Genomic DNA, 22,729 nt, shown 5'->3' with positions numbered 1-22,729 from the left:
AGCGGGAAAGCAATGTAATGTATGGCTTTCTAGGCTGAAAACTTGGTACGTCCCGCTGAAAAGTGCGTATTTCCGCCACGATGACGGTTACGGCGACCACCCCATACGCTTCCAGCTCCCATCAGGAACGTTGGAATTCCAGCTGCGACAATCGATAGCGCCCATTCACGTAAACCAAGGGGTACCGTTTTGAAAATAGGCTGTAGCACAGGCACGTACATTACAACCAGCATCAGCACTACGGAGGACAGTACAGCAAGCACGAGATAAGTATTTTGAAACGGATTACGATGGAAGACGGAACGGGAACTGCGGCAATCAAATACATGAATTAACTGTGCCAGCACTAACGTAGCAAAGGCAACCGACTGTGCTTTGATCAATTGCCCTGCATCATTTGGAGCAATCCGTAAAGTTAACCAAAAGGCCGTAAGTGTACATAAGCCGATCAACAGACCGCGACTAATAATTTTCCAGCCCAGTCGACGTGCAAAAATATTTTCCTTTGCGCCACGAGGCTTATGCTCCATAAGATCCTTTTCCGGCTGATCCACCCCTAGAGCCATGGCTGGCAAACCGTCAGTCACCAGATTTACCCACAAAATCTGAATGGGTAGCAAAGGCAGTGGCAGCCCAGCCATCATGGCAAAGAACATCGTTAAAATTTCGCCAACATTGGAGGCGAGTAGATAGCGGATGAATTTACGGATATTTTCGTAAATATTTCGTCCTTCCTCAATCGCCGCTACAATCGTTGAGAAATTATCGTCACTCAGCACAAGTGCAGCCGCTTCTTTGGTCACGTCTGTCCCTGTAATGCCCATTGCAATGCCGATATCCGATGCCTTGATCGCTGGTGCGTCGTTGACGCCATCTCCAGTCATAGCTACGACATGTCCGCGTCTTTGCAGTGATTTGACGATTCTCAGCTTGTGTTCCGGCGACACCCGCGCATACACGGAGACAGTATCAACGGCGTTATCCAACGCCGCATCATCCATGATTGACAATTGCTGTCCTGTCAACACCTGTGAGCCGCGTTGGAGAATACCCAGTTGCTGTGCAATCGCCTCCGCAGTTGTACCATGATCGCCCGTAATCATCACGGTGCGAATGCCGGCACGACGGCACTTGCCAATGGCCTCGCGAACCTCGCGACGTGGCGGATCAATCATGCCAGTCAAGCCGATAAAAATCAGCTGTGCTTCAGCCTCCTCAACCGTAGAGACACGCTCGTGCGAGCGGATGTCACGGTAGGCCACACCAAGTACACGCAGCGCCTCCGATGCCATGCCCTCGTTGGCTGCCAATACCTTTTGGCGCAGCGTACCCGTTAACGGAACGACATTCCCTTCCCATAAAATGTAAGAGCACTGGCCCAGTAGCACGTCCGGCGCTCCTTTGGCAAATACAATGTGTCCTCCCTGGTGGCGCACGAGTACCGACATCCGCTTGCGATCCGAGTCAAAAGGGAATTCTCGCTCCCGTGTGTACAGTTCATACAGCCCTTGTCGCGTGACTCCGCCCTTGGCAGCCAGCGTGACCAGCGCTCCTTCTGTCGGATCACCTTTAAGCTCCCACACAGCAGAAGGCGTCGGCTCTTTGGCTTTCTTTTTCGAACGCAGCTCATCTATGTCAGCTTGAACGATTTCTGCATTATTACAAAGTACACTGGCTTGCAGCAATCTACGCAAGGATTGTCCGTTTTTAAGGTCAGCAGGAAGATCCCTGTCCATGATATGACCATGTGGGTCATAGCCTTCCCCCGTAACTCCCCAAAAACGGCCATCCAGCCATAGCTTGGTGACTGTCATTTTGTTTTGAGTCAGTGTGCCCGTTTTATCGGAGCAAATGACAGATGCACAGCCGAGCGTCTCGACGGAAGGCAGCTTGCGTACAATTGCCTTGCGCTTGATCATACGCTGTACACCCAAAGCGAGTGCAATGGTTACAATTGCGGGCAATCCTTCCGGTATAGCTGCCACAGCCAAGCTCACGCCGGCCAGAAACATGTTCATGGCTGGTTGACCATGCAAAATGCCCGCTACGACTACGAGCACGGTTAGCGCCAACGCCACGATAATCAAAATTTTTCCCAATTGTTCTAATCTGTGCTGCAACGGTGTCTCTTGCGATTCCGTATTTTCGATCAAGTCTGCAATCTTCCCCATTTCGGTGCTCATGCCTGTACGAATGACCACCCCTTGCCCAGTGCCTCTGGTCATCATGGTGCCCATAAAACCGATGTTCTTTTGGTCCCCAAGAGGTACTTCGGCAGCATGAATAGGGCGGCAATGCTTGCTCACCGGAACTGACTCACCGGTCAGGGCAGACTCTTCCACATCACAGCCGTTCGTACTCAACCACCTTACATCTGCGGGGATACGATCACCACTTTCCAGCAGCACGATATCGCCCAGCACCAGTTCTCTAGCCTGAACTTGTACTCGTTTGCCGCCTCGCAGCACCTTGGCGGTTGGAGCAGAGAGCTGTCTTAAAGCTCGCAATGAACGTTCAGCTCTGAATTCCTGTACAAAGCCGAGAACTCCATTCAGTACAACGATAGCAATAATGGTGATCGCGTCCAAATACTCGCCGAGCAGGCCGGAGATCAGGGTCGCTCCCATCAATACGAGCATCATAAAATCCTTGAACTGGTTGAGCAGTAGCAAGATTGCCGAAACACGCTTACCCTCGCTCAGCTCATTCCATCCCGACCTTTCTCTTCGTTCCGCAATCTGTTCCTCCGAAAGACCCTGCTTCGGGTCGACTTCCAGACTTGTTGAAAGCTGTTCATTGCTTAATTGGTGCCAGTGTGCTTGTTCCATTCTCCCCAATTCCCTCCCGGTCAGATAGTCCGTTTCCGTCGGTTGTGCGTAGGATGGCTGCCCGTTATTATATTTTTGTGCCGCGATTGCTGATATGCTGGACAGACTTTCTTGATTCAATCTATTCGGACAGGACTCGAAATATCACAATGCCGCTTAAGTTTTGTCCCAAAGTTATGTATCATAGAAGGAAGGCGAAAATACATTTGCTTCAAAGGAGAACATACATTATGGCATTGGACGGAATCGTAACCCGCGCTATCGTACACGAACTGCAAACCATCCGTGGCGGGCGCATTAATAAAATACATCAGCCTAACGAACGCGATATCGTGCTGAACCTGCGAGCGCAAGGCGGGAGCGTAAAGCTGTTACTGTCGGCTAATCCGACATTTCCGCGTGTACATTTTACGGAGCAAAGCTTTCTCAATCCGACAGAAGCACCTATGTTTTGTATGCTTCTTCGCAAACATTGCGAAGGCGGCATTATTGAGAAGATCACGCAGGTGGGCATGGAACGCATAATTCATATGGATATACGTCAGCGTGATGAACTGGGGGATATTTCATTTAAGCGGATTATCATTGAAGTGATGGGTAGACATAGCAACATTATTTTGCTTGACCCAGAAACAGGTATGATGCTGGATGGCATTCATCATGTCACACCCTCTATCAGCAGCTATCGGGTCGTTATGCCAGGCTTTCAATACACAGAGCCTCCTGAACAAAACAAGCTGAATCCGCTAGAAGTTGACGAAACAGCCTTCATTTCCTCGTATCAAGCAGCCCTTGAGGCCGAGGAAGCTCCTAAACGCTGGATCGTGAACACTTTTACTGGGCTTAGCCCTCTTATTGCTGAAGAGATACTAACCCGAGCATCTAATGAAGAAGCATCTGGTGATAAGGGTCTTCGACTGTGGAGGACATTCAGCGGCATCATGAATGACGTACGGGATCATCGTTTTCAGCCGGTGTCTGGACTGGATGCACAAGATAAAGTAATATTTTCGGCCATTCCACTGACGTTGATCCAAGGAGAGCGTAAGGAGTACGCTACCATCAGCGAGTGTATGGAGGACTTTTTCGGTGAAAAGGCAGAAAGGGACACAGTTAAGCAAAAGGTTAGCGATTTGCTGCGTTTTCTGCAAAACGAGCGAAGCAAAAACGTAAAAAAACTCGACCATCTCCATCAGGATTTGGCCGAAGCGGAAGATGCCGATCAATTTCGGATTTACGGAGAGCTACTGTTTGCTTCACTGCATGAGGTAAAAAAGGGGGACAAGGAAGTAACGCTCACCAACTTCTATGACGAAGAACAGGGTGCGATAACCATTCCATTGGACCCGCTCCTTAATCCCTCCGATAATGCACAAAGGTATTTTAAAAAGTACAACAAATATAAAAACAGCCTGGCTGTCATAGATGGACAGCTAGAGAAGACGCACGAAGAAATTCGTTATATGGACAATCTTCTTCAGCAGCTAGCCCATGCCTCTATCAACGACATTGAGGAGATTCGAGAAGAATTGGTTCAGCAGGGATATCTTAGAGATCGGGCCAAAAAAGGAAAGAAAAAGAAGAAAAATGACCGTCCGACCTTGCACGTATATACCTCTTCCGAAGGTATCGAGCTGCTGGTTGGCAAAAATAACTTGCAGAATGAATATGTGACCAACCGACTGGCCGGACCCAATGACACGTGGTTGCATACAAAGGATATTCCAGGGTCACACGTCGTTATTCGTGCCGAGAAATTCGGAGATGCAACGTTGGAGGAAGCTGCACAACTGGCTGCCTATTTTAGCCAAGCCAAGCAGTCCAGCAGCGTACCTGTAGACGCCACCTTGATTCGACATGTACGCAAGCCCAGCGGAGCGAAGCCCGGCTTTGTCATCTACGATCATCAGCGTACGCTCTTTATCACACCTGATGAGGAACTGGTCAAAAAGCTGCCGAATCGCATCAAAAACGGCTAGGTTTCACCAACATATGAAATCCACAAAAAAAGCCCTTTGCCCTTTGCATGGTGCACTTCTGGTGTTCCATGCGGTGGCAAGGGGCTTTTCATTTACTTTTGTCCAACAGCAGCCTTTCTCAATTCCGCGACAACCTGACCATCCACACTACGGCTACCCAGATCACCGTGGAAAATCACACCTTGGCGCGCACCGTGAAAATCCGAGCCGCCCGTTGCGATCAGCCCGTAATGCACCGCCATAGCCGTATATCGGCTCTCAGCCTCAGCATCATGATCTGAATGTCGCACCTCCAACCCTACAGGCTTCGCTGCCTCTATAATGGAACGCACCAGCTCATCATTACCGTACAAGCCGGGGTGGGCCACTACAGGCACCCCTCCTGCTTCACGAATCCAGCTTATCGCCTCCGCAGGCTCTACACGAGGCACAGATGCGTATCCGGGCGCACCTTCGGCCAAGTAACGGTCAAACGCATCCCGCATATCCTTCGCATAACCCTTTTGAACCAGCGTATCTGCCATATGCGGACGTCCAATGCTCTCATCCGGTGCCAGTGGTCTGCCCATCGTAGCCACCACCTCATCAAGCGTGATTTCCACGCCCAAGCTACGCAATCGACTCAAAATCAAATCATTACGGGTATCCCGCGCCTGTCTCAGCTTTTCTAACCGTTCCAAAAACACTTTATTTCGGTAATCCATAAAATAACCTAATATATGAATGTCTTTGCCGCCAGCACGTGTACTGATTTCCACGCCCGGCACCACATTCATTCCTATGCGTCTTCCCTCCTCCAAAGCTTCATCCAGACCAGCCACCGTATCATGATCTGTAATAGCCACACCGGCCAGTCCTTTTTCCTTCGCCCAGCGTACATTATCAGCAGGTGATTGCATACCATCAGATGCTTGAGTGTGAGTATGTAGATCATATCGCTGTGAATTCATCTGTTCCTTCATTACACACATTCTCCTCCTCTTTCATCTCTACAAGCTTGTTTGCGAATCCTCGAATACGTCCATTCCCTGATCATGACGACGTAAGTAAGATAGGAAAGTTACTACCGGAATCGGTAGCAACGCTGATTTCAAGTGAATGGCATAAAATTCTCGTTTGAAGGTAGTATCTGAAATATTTACAATTTTTAATAATCCGAGCGCAACCTCATGTTTGACCGAAGAAGGTGATAGCATAGTAATACCCAGTCCGGCCTCCACTGCTGATTTGACCGCTCCAGTGCTACCCATCTCCATTACGATATCCAGTCTAGAGGCATCCGCACCACGACTTTTCAGTCCGTCTTCTATGACCTGTCGTGTACCAGAGCCTTTTTCTCTGGCTACAAAAGGGTGCTTAAATACATCTTCCAAAACTACCTTTTTGGCCTTGGCTAGCACATGTCCCGAAGGAACAATCAGCTTTAGTTCGTCCTGCATCACAGATTCCACCACAATATCCGGGTGTTGAACCGGGGCCTCAATCAGCCCTAAATTCAACTGATGCTTGAGTATATCATCCATAATTTGAGTCGTATTCATTACATTCATCGCCATGCGTATGTGAGGGTACTCCTGACCAAACGGTCCCAGCATTCTTGGCACTATATATTCACCAATCGTTAGGCTGGCTCCTATATGCAGTCTTCCCTCCAGCATGTGAGTAAAAGCAGACATCGCCTCGTCAGCTTCCCTGATCAGTTGCATACTTCTTTTCGCAAAAGGCAGCAAGGTCGCTCCGGCCTCCGAAAGCTCAATTTTTTTAGTCGATCGGTGCAGTAGCTTCGTGCCAAAATAATCTTCCAAAGATTGAATTTGCATCGTCACCGCAGGTTGCGTCATGTGCAGCGCTTGTGCCGCAGCCGAGAAGCTTCCGCGTTCCGCTACGGTATAAAAAATGTGCAGCTGATGAAAGTTCATACTGACAGTCCTCTCCCCTCTGATCTCCTTATTTTAGCATAAGAAAAACGTCTGGCGAATAATTTCCGAGTAAACTTACCGAATTTATATAGTTATGTACTTGCAAAATAAAAAAGCATGCAGCTGATAACTGCATACTTCTACTCAAACTCGACGAGATCAATGAGCATATATCTCTTTTTTTGATAGAACCTTCCGCTAAATCACCGTCTATTTTTGCTTACGAGTGCTTTTCATCAGTGTCATGCGCCGCGAATGACGCAGCCATGAATAGTAGGACTTCAAGTCTCTTAATTCAATGGTCTCCGACATCCGACCCAAAAAGGTTATGATAATCATCTTATGAAGCGGATTCCCCGCAATGTCCATCTCACCTGGCAACTCACCAAATTCGGCGACAACGACCAGATCGCCATCAATCAAATATACATCCTCTTCATTATGATAGTAGGACTCCATCCTGTTTTGCTTCAGGCATTCCCAAAGCCAGGCGGCGATATGATTCGTCTCGGACTGTTTCTGCTCTACCCGATCTAAATAACGTGTTTTCGCATGATTTGTAATCACGATATCGGCGACTTTCTTATCGCCCATCTCCACGTAGAACGGTTCGTATGTACTCCATCGCTGCATTGCCTTGTCACGCACGGGATCACTCTCCCCACCAGATAGGTCTTTATATCTACCAATATATTCATATGTTACCTCAACAGACCCGGGACTACAAGTTACAAAATTGAAGTTTATGGGGGTTTTTTAAAGATTTTTTAGGTCTAACAGCATTAAGATCGGTATGCAAAAGTCCTGACTTTACAAAAAAAAGCCAGCCCGCAGGCTGACCTTTTTTTGAGAAACGCAATGTATAGACAATCAAAGCTTATATTTCATATTCTTTCATCTTTTCCTTATCGTCGTTGTACTCCGTCCTAATCTCATTTCGGAAAGAGCGCTCAACCTTACGCACATAGGAAAGTCTGCGAATATTTTTAACGGTGTCCTCTGCCCGATCCGCATTCATATAAATAACTACATAATGCATACGCTTTGAAATATAGTGGACATTTCCGTATTTCTCCAGATTGCGGGCAGCCTTGATATCGCTTACCCAAATGATGTACCCTGTCCGCTCGGCAAACACTCGCTTCATCTCCCCTCCGTATCATTCCTATGGCCTATCCGCAGGAGCATTTCCCTCCGCTGCCGCATCCGCCCTTTTTCACATTTGGATCGTTGCTCGGCACCTTAATGGTCTCGGACACAGAATATGCAATCGTTTCAGACATGGCATGAAGCATATCATCCAGCGCCTTTTCAGCGCGCTTGAACTCCTTAACAGCCTCAAATTGCTCCAGTTCCAGTTCAACAACCTGCACTGCATCCTTCGCTTCATGGTAATTTGGATGAAAATGCCCAAAACGCTCCGTTTCAGCGAAAAGCTCCTTTTTGGCATCCAGCTTGCGTACACACGCCTGAATAGACGGGTTCGATTCCACACGCTGCTTCCAATATAAATAATCCGATACCTCGAAGGACCGGTTGACCATATCGCCCAATTCATAGGCGTTAATAAGCACTTCTGCCATATTGACCGTGTTTAACTCGGCTACGCTCATGAATGTCATCTCACTTTATATAAAGTTCTACCCAATAAAAGTAGACTCATTTATCATACCACATCCTCCTTTTGAGAAGAAGGAGTTTCATGCACTTCCTGGCGCTACTATGTAAAAGAAACCAACAGCCTCATATCAGACCAATCACTTGGCTGCAAAGTCACACGAGAAGGTATTTGCTCATCCATTTCAGAGGCGTACCAGCCTGTGACACTCCAAGGTTCACCGGAAACCACTGATTCCGGTATCCATTTAACGTCTTTCCCATCGATTCGCAGTCCAACCGCTGCCTGCCAACGGATCGCTTGCTCCATTAACTGCCTGGAAGTGGAAGTATGGTAACTCCTCCATTCTTTCGTCCATGAAGAGGGGACTGTGGATCTTTCCGGAAAATAGTCAGACGGATCAGGCAAAGTGTGCTCTTGCTCATAAAAATGCAACGTGCGCCCTGTATAAACCAAACCAGCTCTTCCCTCTTGGGAAAATAGTGCACGACCTGAATCTAGATTCTCTGCCTCTGTCAACAATGGATAATGATGAGCTGGCTCATCTACACCTTCTGGCTCAAGACGCGGACTTAATCCTATTGCAGTGAGTGCTTTTCGTATTTTTTCAACAGAACGTGCCGGAATAATAAAATCTTTGTCGCCGAGTCTCTCCAGTAATCCTTTCAGCGCAGGATGACGTGCAACCAAGTCCGCATCCTCCTGAGTGCCGCACCGCAACAGTGTTACCGTCGCAAAAGCCGTTCGTCCGACATCGCCTGCCCACTGCTCTACTGCCAGCCGTACATGTTCAGGCACACCTGTCCGGCTGTACTTGTCCAAAAGAGCGGGAATCGCTGTGGCCTTCATGCCCATCTCGATTGCCTCTGTAACACTCCCTCTGGTCATTCGATAGACAATCATCCGATCCCCTGACACACGCTCACAACAGCATTCCAATCTCCAGCGCACATCATATGCCACATCTGGTGGGACCAATATTTCAAAATCAGGCTGCACATAAAAGGCACCTTGTTCTTGATGTGCTTCCTCGTCATTCTGTGCACAGAGCAGATCTGTCACGGAGACATTCCAGCGAAAACACAGCTCGCCTGATGTGGTCTGGCCCCAATCCCCCATTCCAAAAGCAGTTAGGCCTTTCAGCCAACCCTTTATCTCTTCCATAAGAGTACCGTTGAAATTAAAATCAGATGCCCTTTCATCCGCAAGCTCTTCGATATTTGTGATTGTAGGAACAATGTCTATAAGGGTTCTGTTCGTAGAATCCTTTCCACTTAAACTATTCTGCGGCATTAATCCCACCTGAAGCATCCATTGCAGCAAACGCTGAATAGATATCCACCCATCTGTTCCTACATACTTCGAGACGGCACATAGCATATAGCGAAAATGCTGCATGGACGCTTCAGCCTTGCCGTACCTTTCCATGAGGATAGCAAAAATATGCTTGCGCATTTGCTCAGCAGACAAACGAATCCATGTCGCCAGTTCCGCTTCCTGAATGCGAAGAGACACCGTTTCTTTCACTAATAGCCCCAAGCTGAATAGTAAATCGATCATTACTACTGTTTGGACTGGATACAGCTCGGCATGCGCATAATGTAAGCCTAGTCCCTCCAGGTCTTCTGCATGAAAGGGAGTCAGTTCATTCAATTTTTGCAATGACCGCTTATGTATGGTTCCTTTAGCTGTCAAAGGGACTCCCTGTACCGCAATACGTGACAACACATGCAGCAATTCGGACTCCAATCCTGTCATTGCCTCATGTATCGTTGTCGGATGATCCGTATGTATTCTGTTCATTGGAGTTTGTTCTAACAACATATCGTACAGAGCGGGTAGCCGATCAACCGGAATATATAAAATCCGTTCACCCCACGATTTGATGACTGCCTCCAGCCACCCACGGGTGCGGAGCTCATGGAGTGCAAGTTTTGTTTCGACTCCGCTTAAGGTACCTCGAGTAAGCTGCATAGGCTCCTCTTCCTTCATAGGCTGTGCCGCGTACCGAATAAAGCATCGTCTAAGCACCAGCAGTTCATCCGCGGAAAGCTCTTTCCAACTGCCTTGCGTATTCGTTATGCCCATCCTTAATTAGGCCTCCTTTTTCTTTCCGCCATCTTCAGTCTCGTTCTCCTGGCTTCTGCTGGCCACCGTCCCATTAAACCTGTGAACCGCATATTCATAACCCTGCTCAATCAGAAACAGCTGACGACGTGCTGCAAAATCCAGCTCTCTGCTGTTCTCCGTCACTAATGCATAAAAATAAGCTTTATTCTCGCCTGCCTTTGGGCGCAAAATGCGGCCAAGTCGCTGTGCCTCTTCCTGACGGGAACCAAAGCTGCCCGATACCTCGATGGCCACCGCTGCATCCGGCAAATCCACTGCAAAGTTCGCCACCTTGGAGACTAATAGGGTTTGAATATTACCCTTGCGGAACGCATCGAACCAACGTACCCGCTCGCTCTGAGTCATGGAACCCGTAACCAACGGGACGTTCAGTTCCTGTGCCAATTTACGTAACTGATCTAAATATTGACCAATAATAAGCGTTGGTAGCCCCTTGTGTTGCTGCAGCAGACTGCGTACGGCCTCCAGCTTAACTGGATTCTCGGCTGCAATTCGGTATTGCTGTCTACCTTCAGCACGCATACTTCGCTCCAAAAGTTCAGTGGTCATGGGCAAACGCAGCTCTACACAATCGACCTGAGCGATCCAACCCTGCCGCTCCAGTTCCTTCCACGGCATATCATATCGTTTGGGTCCAATTAAAGAGAAAACATCCCGCTCACACCCATCCTCTCGCACTAACGTAGCTGTTAGTCCCAAACGGCGGGTAGCCTGAATGTCAGCCGTCGCCCGGAATACAGGCGCAGGCAGCAAATGCACCTCATCGTAAATAATGAGTCCCCACTTCCGCTCACTCAGCAGCTTCATATGTTCAAACTCTCCGTCTTTGGTACGACGATGCGTCAAAATCTGATAGGTTGCCACCGTAATCGGTTGCACCTCCTTTTTCTGACCACTGTATTCCCCGATAGAATCGCTAGGAATGTTCGTTTTTTGCTTTAATTCCTCGATCCATTGCCGCACGGATGTAGTATTGGAGGTTAAAATAAGCACCTCGCACTGAAGCCGATTCATCACCGCCATACCGATCACTGTTTTTCCGGCTCCGCATGGGAGTACCAGTACACCACTCCCCCCTAATCCGTCTGCGCCTTCAAATGCATCGGCGGCTTTCACCTGATAATCACGGAGCTGCAACTTCGTCTGTCCCTTCCCCAAGGTAAAACGAAGCTCATTCCCCTCAAGATAACCTGCCGTATCCATCACGGGATATCCCAAGCGAGTTAATTCCTGCTTGAGCAAGCCTCGGTTTTCAGGCGGTACGGATACATTTGTCTCATTGGTGCGAAGCAAACCAAGCTGTTTTAGCTCTTTCTTGTTCAGAAGCTCATCCAGTAAAACTGGAGTCTCTGCTGCCAAGATCAAGCGATCACCCATGGTATACGTGTCGGTAGCTTTTCTCGTCTTTGTACCTCTGTCTGGTTCATGTTCATCACGATACGCGTTAAGCGGTTCTGTACCGCAAGGTTGTACTTCTTTTACACTTGCCCGTGACAGCGTCAATGTCCCGTAACGAGAAACAAGCTGTTCAATATCGTTTAACAAATCACGTGGAATATCCCAACGCGACATAGAGTGCAAACTATTTTGAATGTCTTCAGCACTCCACCCGAGCGCAGCTGCGTTCCAGAGCGACAATGGAGTGATGTGATATGTATGAAAAGCAGACGGGCTTTTAATTAACTCCGCATAAATCTGCAACTGTGAACGAGCCCATTCCGAATCAGGCAAGCCCATTTCCAGCAAAATAGTAAAATCACGTTGTACAATACAAGGATGATCTGGATTCATAACTACCTCCTGGCACTCAAAGTTCTATACTAAATAGCTTATCCGTTTATTCGTACTATCAACCGGAATAGCAAGGAGTCCAACCCATAATCGGGTTGAACTCCTGATCAGAAGCTTGGGATAAAGACCGTCCCAAACTGATGTCTGCCTTATTATTTTTCTAGTGTACCTGCTCGGAAATTTGGCTAAGTGCCTCTCCGGCGTTGTCTGCAAAGATATTACGCACAGCCAAATCCCCAATCGAAACAATCCCGATCAGGCGATCTCCTTCTGTTACAGGCAAGCGACGGATTTGCTGCTCTGCCATCAGTTCAGCTGCTTGATCCACCGACATGTCAGCACTGGCTGTACGAATACCTGTGGTCATTACCGTATCCACCGAACCAGAGCCAGAATTTTTAGCCGCATAGCCGCGAATAACAAGGTCACGGTCCGTTACCACACCGATCAGCTTGTCACTGCCTTCGCTTTCCACAACTGGGATAAAGCCCGTATCATTGTCTTTCATTTTGACCGCTACTTCGTAAATATTATCCTGCGGGGTAACCGTTACACATTTTTTAGTCATAACTTCCTGAACCTTTTTCATAGGTACTCCCTCCTTTTCAAGAGTAGGGTACCCCATTTCATTCAGCTCATACTCCTGATTGCATGTTCCCAATTTAATTCGTATTAGCCGTTTATTGCCCCTTCTTTCCGCCCAGCAGCATACCCATTAGACATAGCAATAAACAGACGAACTGCGTTGATCATAGCATCCTCATCAAAATCAAATTTTGGATGGTGATGCGGATAAATTGCATCTTTAGCCGGATTCCCCGCCCCTACAAACATAAAACAACCTGGCACACGTTCCAAATAATACGCAAAATCCTCGGCTGGCATCAATTTTGACGCTTCCTGTACATTCCCTTCGCCGAACACAGACTTTGCTTCCTTAAAAAAGCGAGTCGCTTCTTGGGCATCATTGACAACTGGCGGGTATCCCATAATGTAGCGAATATGGGCTGATGTCCCGTATGTGGCTGCTGTAAGCTCAGTTACCTCATGCAGTCGCTCCTTCATGACCGTCCGGGTCTGCTCATCAAACGTACGAATGGTTCCGCTCAAGCGACAGGTTTCCGCAATTACATTTTGCGCAGAGCCCCCTTGAATGGTTCCCACGGTTAACACAGCAGGTCTTAGCGGGTCGACTGAACGGCTTACGATACTTTGTAGTTGCATAACAAGAGCCGAACCTGCCACCACGCTATCATTAGTGGACTGGGGCATGCCACCATGCCCACCCTTACCCGTAATTTCAATATAAAAATCGTCGGCCGCCGCCATCAATGGCCCGGCACAACTCGCAGCGGTCCCGACCGGAAATGGTGTCCATAAATGAATGCCATAAATGACATCCACGCCTTCCAGCACGCCGTCTTTGATTACATGGACCGCACCTCCAGGCAGCAATTCCTCCGCAGGCTGGAACAAAAATCGGATTTCTCCTTCCAGCTGATCGCGGTTCAGACTGTAATAATATGCGGTCCCAAGCAAAACAGACGTATGTCCGTCATGTCCGCACGCATGCATGGCTCCATCCACGCTGGAGCGATATTCACATTCCTTTTCATCCTGAATAGGAAGAGCATCCATATCGGCACGCAACATAACGACAGGTCCAGGTTTGGCACCACGAATGGTACCTACAACGCCGTGTCCCCCTACCTGTCGGCGAACTTCTACTCCCCAGCTTTCTAACTTGTCTGCTACAAAAGCTGCGGTTTTGCTTTCCTGAAAAGAAATTTCGGGATTCTTATGTAAATGTCTTCTCCACTCCACCATACTTTCTTGTAATTGATCGAACCAGGTCTGGTCCATCGCTTGTTGTGTCATTATGCTCCACCTCTCCTTTTAAGACATCGGGCAAGTTCCCGATCAGTCATGCAGCTTACCCTGTATGTGCCGTTTCTCTCAAATCTTTATTTTTATCCTATTGTAGCAGATATGGAATTGTTGTGATATCTGTTGCTCTAGATGGTTGCAGAAGCCTATCAAACATACTATGATAAAATGGATAAACGATAAAATGATAAACGTCTGCGAGGAATATACCTTGCGGCGAATACCGGGGGAAGCTGATATGAGAAATACGAAGCCGGAGACTCGAAGAAGAGGGACACCGGATTTCCAATTGCTGATCCTCACTTTGTTGCTGGTTGGATTCGGTGTCATCATGGTATTTAGCTCCAGCTCCAGCGTAGCTCTGCTGAATAAAGAATACAATTTTGACTCCTTATATTTTGTGAAGCGCCAGGCCGCATTTGCTGTACTTGGACTATTTATTATGCTGGTAGCTATGAATATTAAGATGGAAAAATATAAAAAGCTCTTTGTGCCTTTATTTTTCATAACTATATTACTGCTAATCATCGTTCTTTTTACAGGCTCTCTTAACGGCGCAAAAAGCTGGCTCAGATTCGGTAGTATTGGCTTCCAGCCAACAGAACTCGCAAAAATCTCCATTATCCTTTACTTATCCGCACTAATTGTCAAAAAAGGAGATCGATTTAGAGATTTGCGGACTGGCTACATACCTGTAACTGTCATTGTAGGCTTTGTTGCTGGACTCATCATGCTTCAGCCGGATTTAGGCTCCTGCTTTATTTTGGTAGCCACCAGTGGCTTGATTATTTATGCCGGGGGAGCAAGCGTCAAGCACATTACAGCATCAATCCTCCTGCTCGTGCTGGGTGCTTCCATTGTATTTGGTATTGGCTCGTTGTTTGGAGGAAATTCCGATAGCACAAATGGGCAAACTGCAGCTGCCAAGCAAGATTATAAAATCGGACGCTTTCAAGCCTTTCTTAATCCCGAGAAGTATAGACAAGGAACGGGATACAATCTGGTTCAGTCGTTGCAAGCTATTGGCGAGGGCGGCCTAAACGGATCAGGTTTTGGTAAAGGTATTATCAAGCTGCATTATCTGCCCAACTCGTTTAATGATTTTATCTTTTCTGTCATTGGTGAAGAATTTGGATTTATCGGAACAGCTATTTTCCTGATGCTATATTTGTATTTCATTTGGCGAGGCATGATCATCGCACTTCGTTGTCATGATCCGTTCGGAACGTTGGTGGGTACTGGCATCATGGGCTTGATCGCGATTCAGGCCTTCATTAATATCGGCGGGGTAACCCAAACCATTCCAATCACTGGTGTGACGCTTCCATTTATTAGCTTTGGTGGCTCCTCCCTACTTATCATGATGTTTTCCATGGGCATTATGCTCAGTATTTCTCGTGAGAACACCAAACAAGCAGTGCAGGAACGCACTACAGGGGTAACCGTCCGCAATGAAGTCCCCAATCGTTTCCAAACTCGCAGAGCCAACCGTTATCGTTAAAAAAAGAACTTCCATATGACCACTATTCGCGGTGGCATTGGAAGTTCTTTTTTTGTATATGTATTACCTTACGAGTCTGTCTGAAAAATACTATACAGGTAAATTCACAAAACAAAAACTGGCGTTTTATAACCACCAGTTTTCGTGTTCTTTTTCGGGTTATCGCAGGGAATTCCTGCATCTATACCATTGGCGAAAAATGTCCATCTAGCATGTGACGACTCTATTACACTGCATCGTCCTTGAAGGCGACACCCTCCACTTTTACATTCACTTCCACAACCCGCAAACCCGTCATGCTTTCGACGGCTTCTCGCACATTTTGCTGAAGAATTCGGGACACCTCATGAATAGGTGTTTCGTAGAGCACGATAATACGTAGATCAATGGCAGCTTCCAGTTGTCCAACCTCCACTGATACGCCCTTTTGCACATTTTTACCGCTCAGCCTTTTAGCCCAGCCTTCCGACAAACCGCCAGACATTGCAGCAATGCCTGGTGTCTCTAATGCGGCCATCCCGGCAATTTTTCCTACGACATCGTTGGAAATCTTGATGTTTCCTGCTTCCAGTTGTTGAATTTGCTCTGCCATGACCTATGTCCCCCTTCATCCATCCTTTATTTGTATTGTAAAGCCTCAGCCACACCAAATGCAAACCTTACATATGAAAAATATCGTTCGTTTACAACCTATATCGTTTTGGGTATATTAATTTAGAAAATCCATACAAGTGACAGTATTCACCAAACTTGTACACAACTATTGATATCGAGGTGCTCTTCATTGAAAAAATGGTTATCTCCCGCTTTGCTTATAGTGACATTCGCTCTTAGCGCAGTCGGTCATTACACACACTGGAATGCCATAGCCCAATTTGTCATTTGTGCGATTTCCGTTGTATTTGTAGCTGGTTTTCTCGGTAGGGCGACTGAAAGTGTCGCACATTATGCTGGCCAACGTTTAGGTGGATTCCTAAATGCTACCTTCGGTAACGCAGCCGAACTAATTATCGCCATCTTTCTTGTCAAAGAGGGCCTTTACGATATGGTAAAGGCCAGCCTTACCGGTTCGATCATCGGCAATCTACTGCTGGTGCTCGGAGCAAGTCTGTTCGCTGGCGGTTTGAAATACAAAGTACAAAATTTCAATATATCGCTGGCTGGTTTAAGCGGCTCCCTAATGATTGTGGCTGTTATCGCTTTGTTCGTTCCAGCTGTCTTTTTGAACACACATGTGATCACGGATAGCGAATCAGATACACTCAGCCTTATTGTTGCAGGCACGCTCATTGTCGCGTATATTGCGTGGCTTATTTTTTCTATGATTACGCACAAAGACTATTTGGCTGATGTAACCGAACAAAAAGATCAGGAATTGCCACATGAACATGCTCCTGTATGGTCAAGAAATAAATCCATTACGTATTTGGTACTCGCTACTGTTATGGTCGCTTTTGTCAGTGAATGGCTGGTTGGTACACTGGAGATCTTTACGGCTCAATTTGGACTCAGCGAATTATTCGTAGGTGCTTTTCTTGTTGCTATTATTGGTAATGCAGCTGAACATAGTGCCGCCATTTTACTGGCCATGAAGAACAAAATCGGTGCAGCTGTCGAAATTGCGGTCGGCAGCAGTTTACAAATTGCCCTATTCGTTGCCCCTGTACTGATTTTTGTCAGTTACTTTATGGGAAATACGATGAATATCGTTTTCACCACCATTGAACTGGTAGCCATTGCCGTCGCTGTATTTATCGCCAAATCCATCACCCAGGACGGCTCAACCAACTGGTATGAGGGACTCATGCTGCTGGTAGTGTATGTATTGTTAGGTGTATCCTTCTTCCTCGTATAGCTTCCAATGGTTTTAAAGTTTCACTTCATCTTCTGGTCACTGTTGCTCTTGAATTTTTTAAGATGATATAGCCGCTTAAATTTTCAAAATTCAAGGGCAAAGGTGAACTAGTTCCCTCGTCCCCTTTTAAAAAAGGCATCAAAAAAAGCATGCTCTCAAACTTCGCATGCTCTCATTCATTCAACCGTCTTCCTAATTAGCCTTATTATTCATGGCCTCATATAGAATAGCCAGATTGCGTTCCAGCTCACTGACCAGCTGTTTACCTACCATTTCCGGAAGAAGTCCGGCGCGAACCGCAAAATCCACTTCCTTGGAAAATCCGTACATCTGAGTATCCAGCACTTCCTCATAGAGAGGGCAATAACGGGTTGCCAGATTCTCCATCTGTACTTCAATAAGCTTCTTTATTTTATCTGCATCTTCCTGAAGCAGATTAACGGCCTTGATATTCAATTGTTCCTGCAAATCAGATGAAGTCATGGATTCTTCCCCCCTATGTCTCAATGTCGCACAAGACGTCCTAACCTTAATATTAGACCAAATTGCAGGCTAATACAAGAACCTGACAAAAAAAGCATCCCTACAGTTACAGGTAGGGATGCTTTTTGCTTCCTCAATAAGTTAGGTGGCTACTGAAATGTGCAGACCATGCTTCTGGAATACCTCAACAATCGCTTTTTTGGCTTCCTCGGCGTCAGGGCCGTGAACGTGCAGTTCATAACTGTGGCTGCTGACCAAGGTCGTGAACAAGCCCAGTATACTTTTCACATCAATATACTTATTTTCGGAATGAAGGACGATGGAAGAAGTGAATTTGCTCGCTGTCTGTGCAATTTCAACAACCACCGCATTATTGTTGGACATAGTAAGATCCCTCGCTTTACTGGATTGTCATGTATCAATGCTCATTCATAATGATACATTGAAATCGCTTTCTCAGCAAGAACAGATATCGTTATTTCAAGTTTTCAGGATTTAAAGGCTCCAGTTCAGGCAGCACAAAAATCCCATCCTTACGGATCAATACATCATCAAAGTAAATTTCACCGCCACCGTATTCTGGACGCTGAATCAGCACCAAATCCCAATGAATCGAAGAACGGTTACCGTTATCCGCTGTTTCATAAGCTTGGCCTGGTGTAAAGTGTAAGCTACCTGCGATCTTCTCGTCAAACAGGATATCCTTCATTGGATGTAAAATGTGCGGGTTAAACCCGATTGCAAACTCGCCAATATAGCGTGCTCCCTCATCGGAATCGAGAATATCATTTAACCGCTTTGTATCGTTGCTTGTCGCTTCCACGATTTTACCATTTTCAAAACGGAATTTAACATTCTCAAAAGTAATTCCATTGTACAGAGTTTGTGCATTATAGCTGATGGTTCCGTTAACTGAATCACGTACAGGCGCGCTGTATACTTCGCCGTCTGGAATATTACATTGGCCCGAACACTTAATGGCTCCAATTTGCTTGATCGAGAAGCTCAGGTCTGTACCTGGACCGCTGATCCGTACTTTGTCTGTCCGGTTCATTAGATCTGCCAATGCATCTTGAGCTTTGTCCATTTTAGCATAATCCAGGTTGCATACATCGAAATAAAAATCTTCGAATGCTTCGGTGCTGATATTGGCCAATTGAGCCATACTGTCATTCGGATAACGCAACACTACCCATTTGGTGTGTTTTACACGTTGTTCGCTATGTACCGCATGCTGATAAATGGAATTATACATTTTCATTTTATCTTCCGGTACATCTGACAGATCATTTACATTTTCCCCTGCACGAATTCCGATGTAACAGTGCATTTGCTTCATGCGGTTGAGATCAATTTCAGCCCAGGTTTCCAGCATTTCCTTTGTCGCATTGCGAAGCATAGCGCTCTGTACCTTACGATCTGTAAGCTGAACAAAAACATTTCCGCCCTTTTTACCAACTTCATGAATAATGGCGTTAAGCAAGTCACGTTCTGTACCGATCATTTCGATCAATACATTTTCTCCAGGCTGTACTTCAACAGAGTAACCTACCAGGTTTTCCGCCAGCTTAAGTATTCTAGGATCTTTCATGTAGCGTCTCTCCTTCTTTATTTCACTCTTTTTGAACAACGGTTAATTCAAAATCCATTGTATCATGCCCGCTCCGTTACTTGTAGTCCTCAAAAGCAACTCTGGTTATCAGAGCCTCTTGATGTTGTTCTTCATTCGTAACCTGTCGGGAAATTCGGCATTCAGATGACAGCTTTAAGGGTAAACCCGTTTGGCGATCTATTGTTAAATGGTACACAGTCCGCACAGTGGAATGCTCTAGCTGATTGTTCATATCTTCACAACTTTGCTTCCATACTTGGCTCAGCTTTTGTTGCAGCTTTTGGTTCGTTGCTGTATACTGCGCATTTAATATCCCAGTTTGAGGATTTAACGCATTCATTTCTTCCATTAGATGCTCTTTCAACCAACGTTTTGCCGAGGCAGGTTCTGGTTCAATCCTCACCACCCAAGTTCCTCGGGCAGCTCCCTGTTCCATACGAACGTTCTTATTCAGTGTGTTTAATTCCTCAAGCTCCTGAATTGGATTGAAACGATTCAACATGCCATTTTGGGCCATAGAGGTATCCCCAGATGCCAGCGCAATCCATTTTCCTTTTTGACGAAGGAACCGTTCATGTGCAACACCAGACTTTGTCTTATCTTTTGTCAGGGCTACATGGTCGCCTTGCTTACGGAAATTCTCTGCAGCTTCCCACTGCATGATCAGTTCATCGTGATTAGTCACCTCTCCAGTATATTTAAACTGTTTAGTCGGAGGTAAGCCGCCGTTAGCCCTGATCCCAGTCTGTCCAGTAAATGTTACCCTCTCTTTGCCAGCCATTCCCGCAACAGCTCTTCTAAAAATCTGCTCAGGGGTATATTGTCGATCCAGTGTACAACCGCCTAACACACATATGATTAGAAACACACAACCCCGCATCACCCATTGCTTTCTCCAATACATACCATCATCCGTCCTATCCTAAGCATAACTGTAATCATGATAAAATTTTTTTGCAGAACATCCATGTTATCGTTACGCTTAGGATTACCTGTCCACAATCGGTTATGCAAGACAAAAAGAGAACATTCCCTAAGGAATATTCTCTACATATCACCAATATGATCAATAACTATACGATTACGCCCTTCATTTTTCGCTTCATACAAGGCCATATCAGCCCTATAAAATAAAGATTCGATACTGATCTGCTCGTCCAGCCAGTTCCATTCAGCAATCCCGCAGGAAACAGTCACCTGAGGATCAGTTTCATACTGTACGCGGTAACGTATTTTTTCTGCATATTCCAGTGCCTGCTGTACCCCCAACTGTGGCAAGTAAATGGCAAGCTCCTCTCCACCCCATCTGGCACATACATCCTCGTCACGAGTCGCCGAACGAACAATATTGCTGACGTTTTTAAGAATTTCGTCACCCGTCTGATGGCCATACATATCATTCACCTGCTTGAATTGATCAATATCTACCAAGATAAGAGAGCCACAGAAGTCCTTTTCCTGATGTTCCTGAATAATTCGGTCTACATAATGACGTACATACAAACCTGTTAACATGTCCATATTCGCCAGACGCCGTACCTCCGCATGCAACATAGCATTGGTTACAGCCAGCCCGATGTGAGGAGCTAGCATTTGCAGCATCTTGTAATTATCGTAAGAAAAGAAGTGCGGAAGCTTGCTCGACAATAATATAACCCCTCTAGGAGTACCTCTGTTCTTCATAGGCACAGCCATCAAAGACTGAGAGTCTGTTGTATCCATAAACCGAGAAGATATTTTCCCATCTTTTCTATAGTCTGACACAATCACAGGTTCTCCTGTTTTGCATATCAGCCCAGCAAATCCACCTTCCCGAGGGTAGCTCTCCAGCTTTAAACTTTCCACATTGCTCGACATAACCTTAAAACAGCTTTCATCCTGCTCCAACTGCACAATACAACAAAAGTCGGCCAAGAACATTTTTAGTAACTCCTGCACAGCAAACTCAAATATTTCATTTAATTTGAGGCTCTGATTCAAACGCTGAACCAGTTCATTAATGAGCCGTAATTCATGGATTAGTACATTCGATTGTTCCAGTAGTTTCGCATTTTCAAATGCGGTGCCAGCTGTATCTGCCATCATCGCAATCAGCTCTACATCCACTTTCTCCATACTACCCGCTCCTGCCGGAAGAATCATATGGAAAACACCGTATACGCCTTGCTTGCCACGTAATGGGATACCGATTTCAGTTATTTCATCTTGTAAACCAGTAGGCTCATTCACAGCCATTTGCCCTTTCATAAATGCACGGACACATACATCCTCGTCCCGTTCATGCAGTAACAAAGGCTTAACCTGAGGATTTCGACTGTGCCGATCCTGACTCATGTACAACGTGATATCCACATGGGGAAACAAATAGGCGATGCTTCCGAATACTTCGTCCAGCACACCCTCCACATCAATCTTGTCATGCATCCGTTTTACAATCTGAAATAAAATAGAGCGGCGTCTGCCTTCACGTTCGCTCCGACTCTGCATCCCCAGGATGTCTTCCATAAATATATACTCAAACTTTGAGTAAAAGCAGGATCTAAAATGCAAAGAAGCCACTAACAATGCATCCTGATTTGAGACAGAATGTTGAGCAGGCCGTGTAAAACGAAGAGCAGCAAAGGGCTCTCTCCTGTAATTGCGGCATAGTATGGGAACCATGTATACAAACGCAAGGCTCCCGTCTCGAAGCTTACGCTGGCTCACTTCCATCTCTCTAGATATGCAACAACGCTCGACCAACTCTAAATCCTCGTCATCGTCTTCTTCCCTACCAGCAACTCGAACACCTGTAAAATTAAAAACAGCAGTGTACTCTTCGTTGATCCAGGATATCCCATTGCTCTGCTGTAACCAATTCCGATATCCTTGGACGAGAAGCTGATTAATATAGGGGTAATCATAGGGTGTCATATCCATGTTCTGGAGCCAGGCAAAAGACGTATATCCTTTATCATCAAACAGCGGAGCACCGCTAGCCTGGACTGTTTTACTGTCAAGCGTTTGCTGATCCGTTGTTGAAAATTCCGACATATTAAGGCGCTCCTTCACAGCAAAATTAGCTGTACCAAGACAGCGGCTATACACCACTATAGCTCATAATATGATCTATTTTACTCTCAACTT

The 22,729-nt window shown here is 46.3% G+C and carries 19 protein-coding genes; 3 read left to right on the top strand and 16 right to left on the bottom strand.

All coding sequences use genetic code 11. The features are described 5' to 3' along the window. Positions 1-29 precede the first annotated feature (29 nt). Positions 30-2,828: a calcium-translocating P-type ATPase, SERCA-type gene (locus tag ABEW32_RS15735; protein ID WP_430190384.1), complete on the bottom strand. Its 2,799-nt coding sequence runs from the start codon at positions 2,826-2,828 to the stop codon at positions 30-32. 230 nt (positions 2,829-3,058) lie between these two features. On the opposite strand from ABEW32_RS15735, the gene ABEW32_RS15730 reads away from it, so the two are divergent. After that, the gene (locus tag ABEW32_RS15730; protein WP_430189060.1) at positions 3,059-4,807 is read left to right on the top strand and encodes an Rqc2 family fibronectin-binding protein; all 1,749 of its coding nucleotides are present in this window, start codon (positions 3,059-3,061) and stop codon (positions 4,805-4,807) included. A gap of 92 nt (positions 4,808-4,899) precedes the next feature. Here the strand turns inward: ABEW32_RS15730 and ABEW32_RS15725 are convergent, their stop codons facing one another. The 9 genes from ABEW32_RS15725 to ABEW32_RS15685 form a co-directional block, all read right to left on the bottom strand. Then, entirely contained in the window at positions 4,900-5,769 is an 870-nt protein-coding gene (locus ABEW32_RS15725; RefSeq protein ID WP_430189058.1) for a PHP domain-containing protein, read from the bottom strand. Between the two features lie 27 nt (positions 5,770-5,796). Further along, the gene (locus tag ABEW32_RS15720; protein ID WP_430189055.1) at positions 5,797-6,726 is read right to left on the bottom strand and encodes a selenium metabolism-associated LysR family transcriptional regulator; all 930 of its coding nucleotides are present in this window, start codon (positions 6,724-6,726) and stop codon (positions 5,797-5,799) included. A 210-nt stretch (positions 6,727-6,936) separates the two neighbouring features. After that, positions 6,937-7,374 (bottom strand): hypothetical protein, encoded by a 438-nt coding sequence (locus ABEW32_RS15715; protein WP_013371860.1) that lies wholly within the window; start codon positions 7,372-7,374, stop codon positions 6,937-6,939. 229 nt (positions 7,375-7,603) lie between these two features. Continuing rightward, complete coding sequence (locus ABEW32_RS15710) at positions 7,604-7,864, bottom strand: YlbG family protein (protein ID WP_017427798.1); 261 nt, start codon at positions 7,862-7,864, stop codon at positions 7,604-7,606. Between the two features lie 34 nt (positions 7,865-7,898). Continuing rightward, on the bottom strand, positions 7,899-8,339 hold the full coding sequence (locus ABEW32_RS15705) for a YlbF/YmcA family competence regulator (RefSeq protein ID WP_090890024.1): 441 nt from the start codon (positions 8,337-8,339) through the stop codon (positions 7,899-7,901). A gap of 107 nt (positions 8,340-8,446) precedes the next feature. Continuing rightward, positions 8,447-10,432 carry a helicase-associated domain-containing protein gene (locus ABEW32_RS15700; RefSeq protein ID WP_430189053.1) on the bottom strand — a complete coding sequence of 662 codons (1,986 nt, stop codon included), beginning with the start codon at positions 10,430-10,432 and terminating at the stop codon, positions 8,447-8,449. Between the two features lie 6 nt (positions 10,433-10,438). Further along, entirely contained in the window at positions 10,439-12,265 is a 1,827-nt protein-coding gene (locus ABEW32_RS15695) for a DNA repair helicase XPB (RefSeq protein WP_430189050.1), read from the bottom strand. A 160-nt stretch (positions 12,266-12,425) separates the two neighbouring features. Then, complete coding sequence (locus ABEW32_RS15690) at positions 12,426-12,854, bottom strand: CBS domain-containing protein (RefSeq protein WP_142612190.1); 429 nt, start codon at positions 12,852-12,854, stop codon at positions 12,426-12,428. Between the two features lie 83 nt (positions 12,855-12,937). Continuing rightward, positions 12,938-14,143 (bottom strand): M20 family metallopeptidase, encoded by a 1,206-nt coding sequence (locus tag ABEW32_RS15685; protein ID WP_430189048.1) that lies wholly within the window; start codon positions 14,141-14,143, stop codon positions 12,938-12,940. A gap of 247 nt (positions 14,144-14,390) precedes the next feature. Here ABEW32_RS15685 and ftsW point away from each other — a divergent pair, with 247 nt between their 5' ends. Further along, entirely contained in the window at positions 14,391-15,653 is a 1,263-nt protein-coding gene (ftsW, locus tag ABEW32_RS15680) for a putative lipid II flippase FtsW (protein ID WP_430189046.1), read from the top strand. A gap of 226 nt (positions 15,654-15,879) precedes the next feature. Here the strand turns inward: ftsW and ABEW32_RS15675 are convergent, their stop codons facing one another. Beyond that, positions 15,880-16,245: an Asp23/Gls24 family envelope stress response protein gene (locus ABEW32_RS15675; RefSeq protein ID WP_013310912.1), complete on the bottom strand. Its 366-nt coding sequence runs from the start codon at positions 16,243-16,245 to the stop codon at positions 15,880-15,882. A 192-nt stretch (positions 16,246-16,437) separates the two neighbouring features. On the opposite strand from ABEW32_RS15675, the gene cax reads away from it, so the two are divergent. After that, positions 16,438-17,508, top strand: coding sequence for a calcium/proton exchanger (gene cax, locus ABEW32_RS15670; RefSeq protein ID WP_430189044.1), 1,071 nt, complete (start codon positions 16,438-16,440; stop codon positions 17,506-17,508). 192 nt (positions 17,509-17,700) lie between these two features. Here cax and ABEW32_RS15665 read toward each other — a convergent pair whose 3' ends face one another. The 5 genes from ABEW32_RS15665 to ABEW32_RS15645 form a co-directional block, all read right to left on the bottom strand. Beyond that, entirely contained in the window at positions 17,701-17,991 is a 291-nt protein-coding gene (locus tag ABEW32_RS15665; RefSeq protein WP_430189042.1) for an Fpa/YlaN family protein, read from the bottom strand. Between the two features lie 141 nt (positions 17,992-18,132). Next, on the bottom strand, positions 18,133-18,375 hold the full coding sequence (locus ABEW32_RS15660) for an HPr family phosphocarrier protein (RefSeq protein WP_430189039.1): 243 nt from the start codon (positions 18,373-18,375) through the stop codon (positions 18,133-18,135). 91 nt (positions 18,376-18,466) lie between these two features. Then, positions 18,467-19,582, bottom strand: a complete 1,116-nt coding sequence (locus ABEW32_RS15655) for an aminopeptidase (RefSeq protein WP_013371870.1) — start codon at positions 19,580-19,582, stop codon at positions 18,467-18,469. Between the two features lie 76 nt (positions 19,583-19,658). Continuing rightward, the gene (locus ABEW32_RS15650; protein WP_430190381.1) at positions 19,659-20,483 is read right to left on the bottom strand and encodes a hypothetical protein; all 825 of its coding nucleotides are present in this window, start codon (positions 20,481-20,483) and stop codon (positions 19,659-19,661) included. Positions 20,484-20,650: 167 nt separating this feature from the next. Further along, positions 20,651-22,636 carry a sensor domain-containing diguanylate cyclase gene (locus tag ABEW32_RS15645; protein WP_430189036.1) on the bottom strand — a complete coding sequence of 662 codons (1,986 nt, stop codon included), beginning with the start codon at positions 22,634-22,636 and terminating at the stop codon, positions 20,651-20,653. Positions 22,637-22,729: the final 93 nt, after the last annotated feature.

Origin of the sequence: Paenibacillus jamilae, assembly GCF_050482105.1 — a bacterium.
Lineage (GTDB): Bacteria > Bacillota > Bacilli > Paenibacillales > Paenibacillaceae > Paenibacillus > Paenibacillus jamilae_B.
This window is presented reverse-complemented; position numbering and strand designations above follow the sequence as displayed.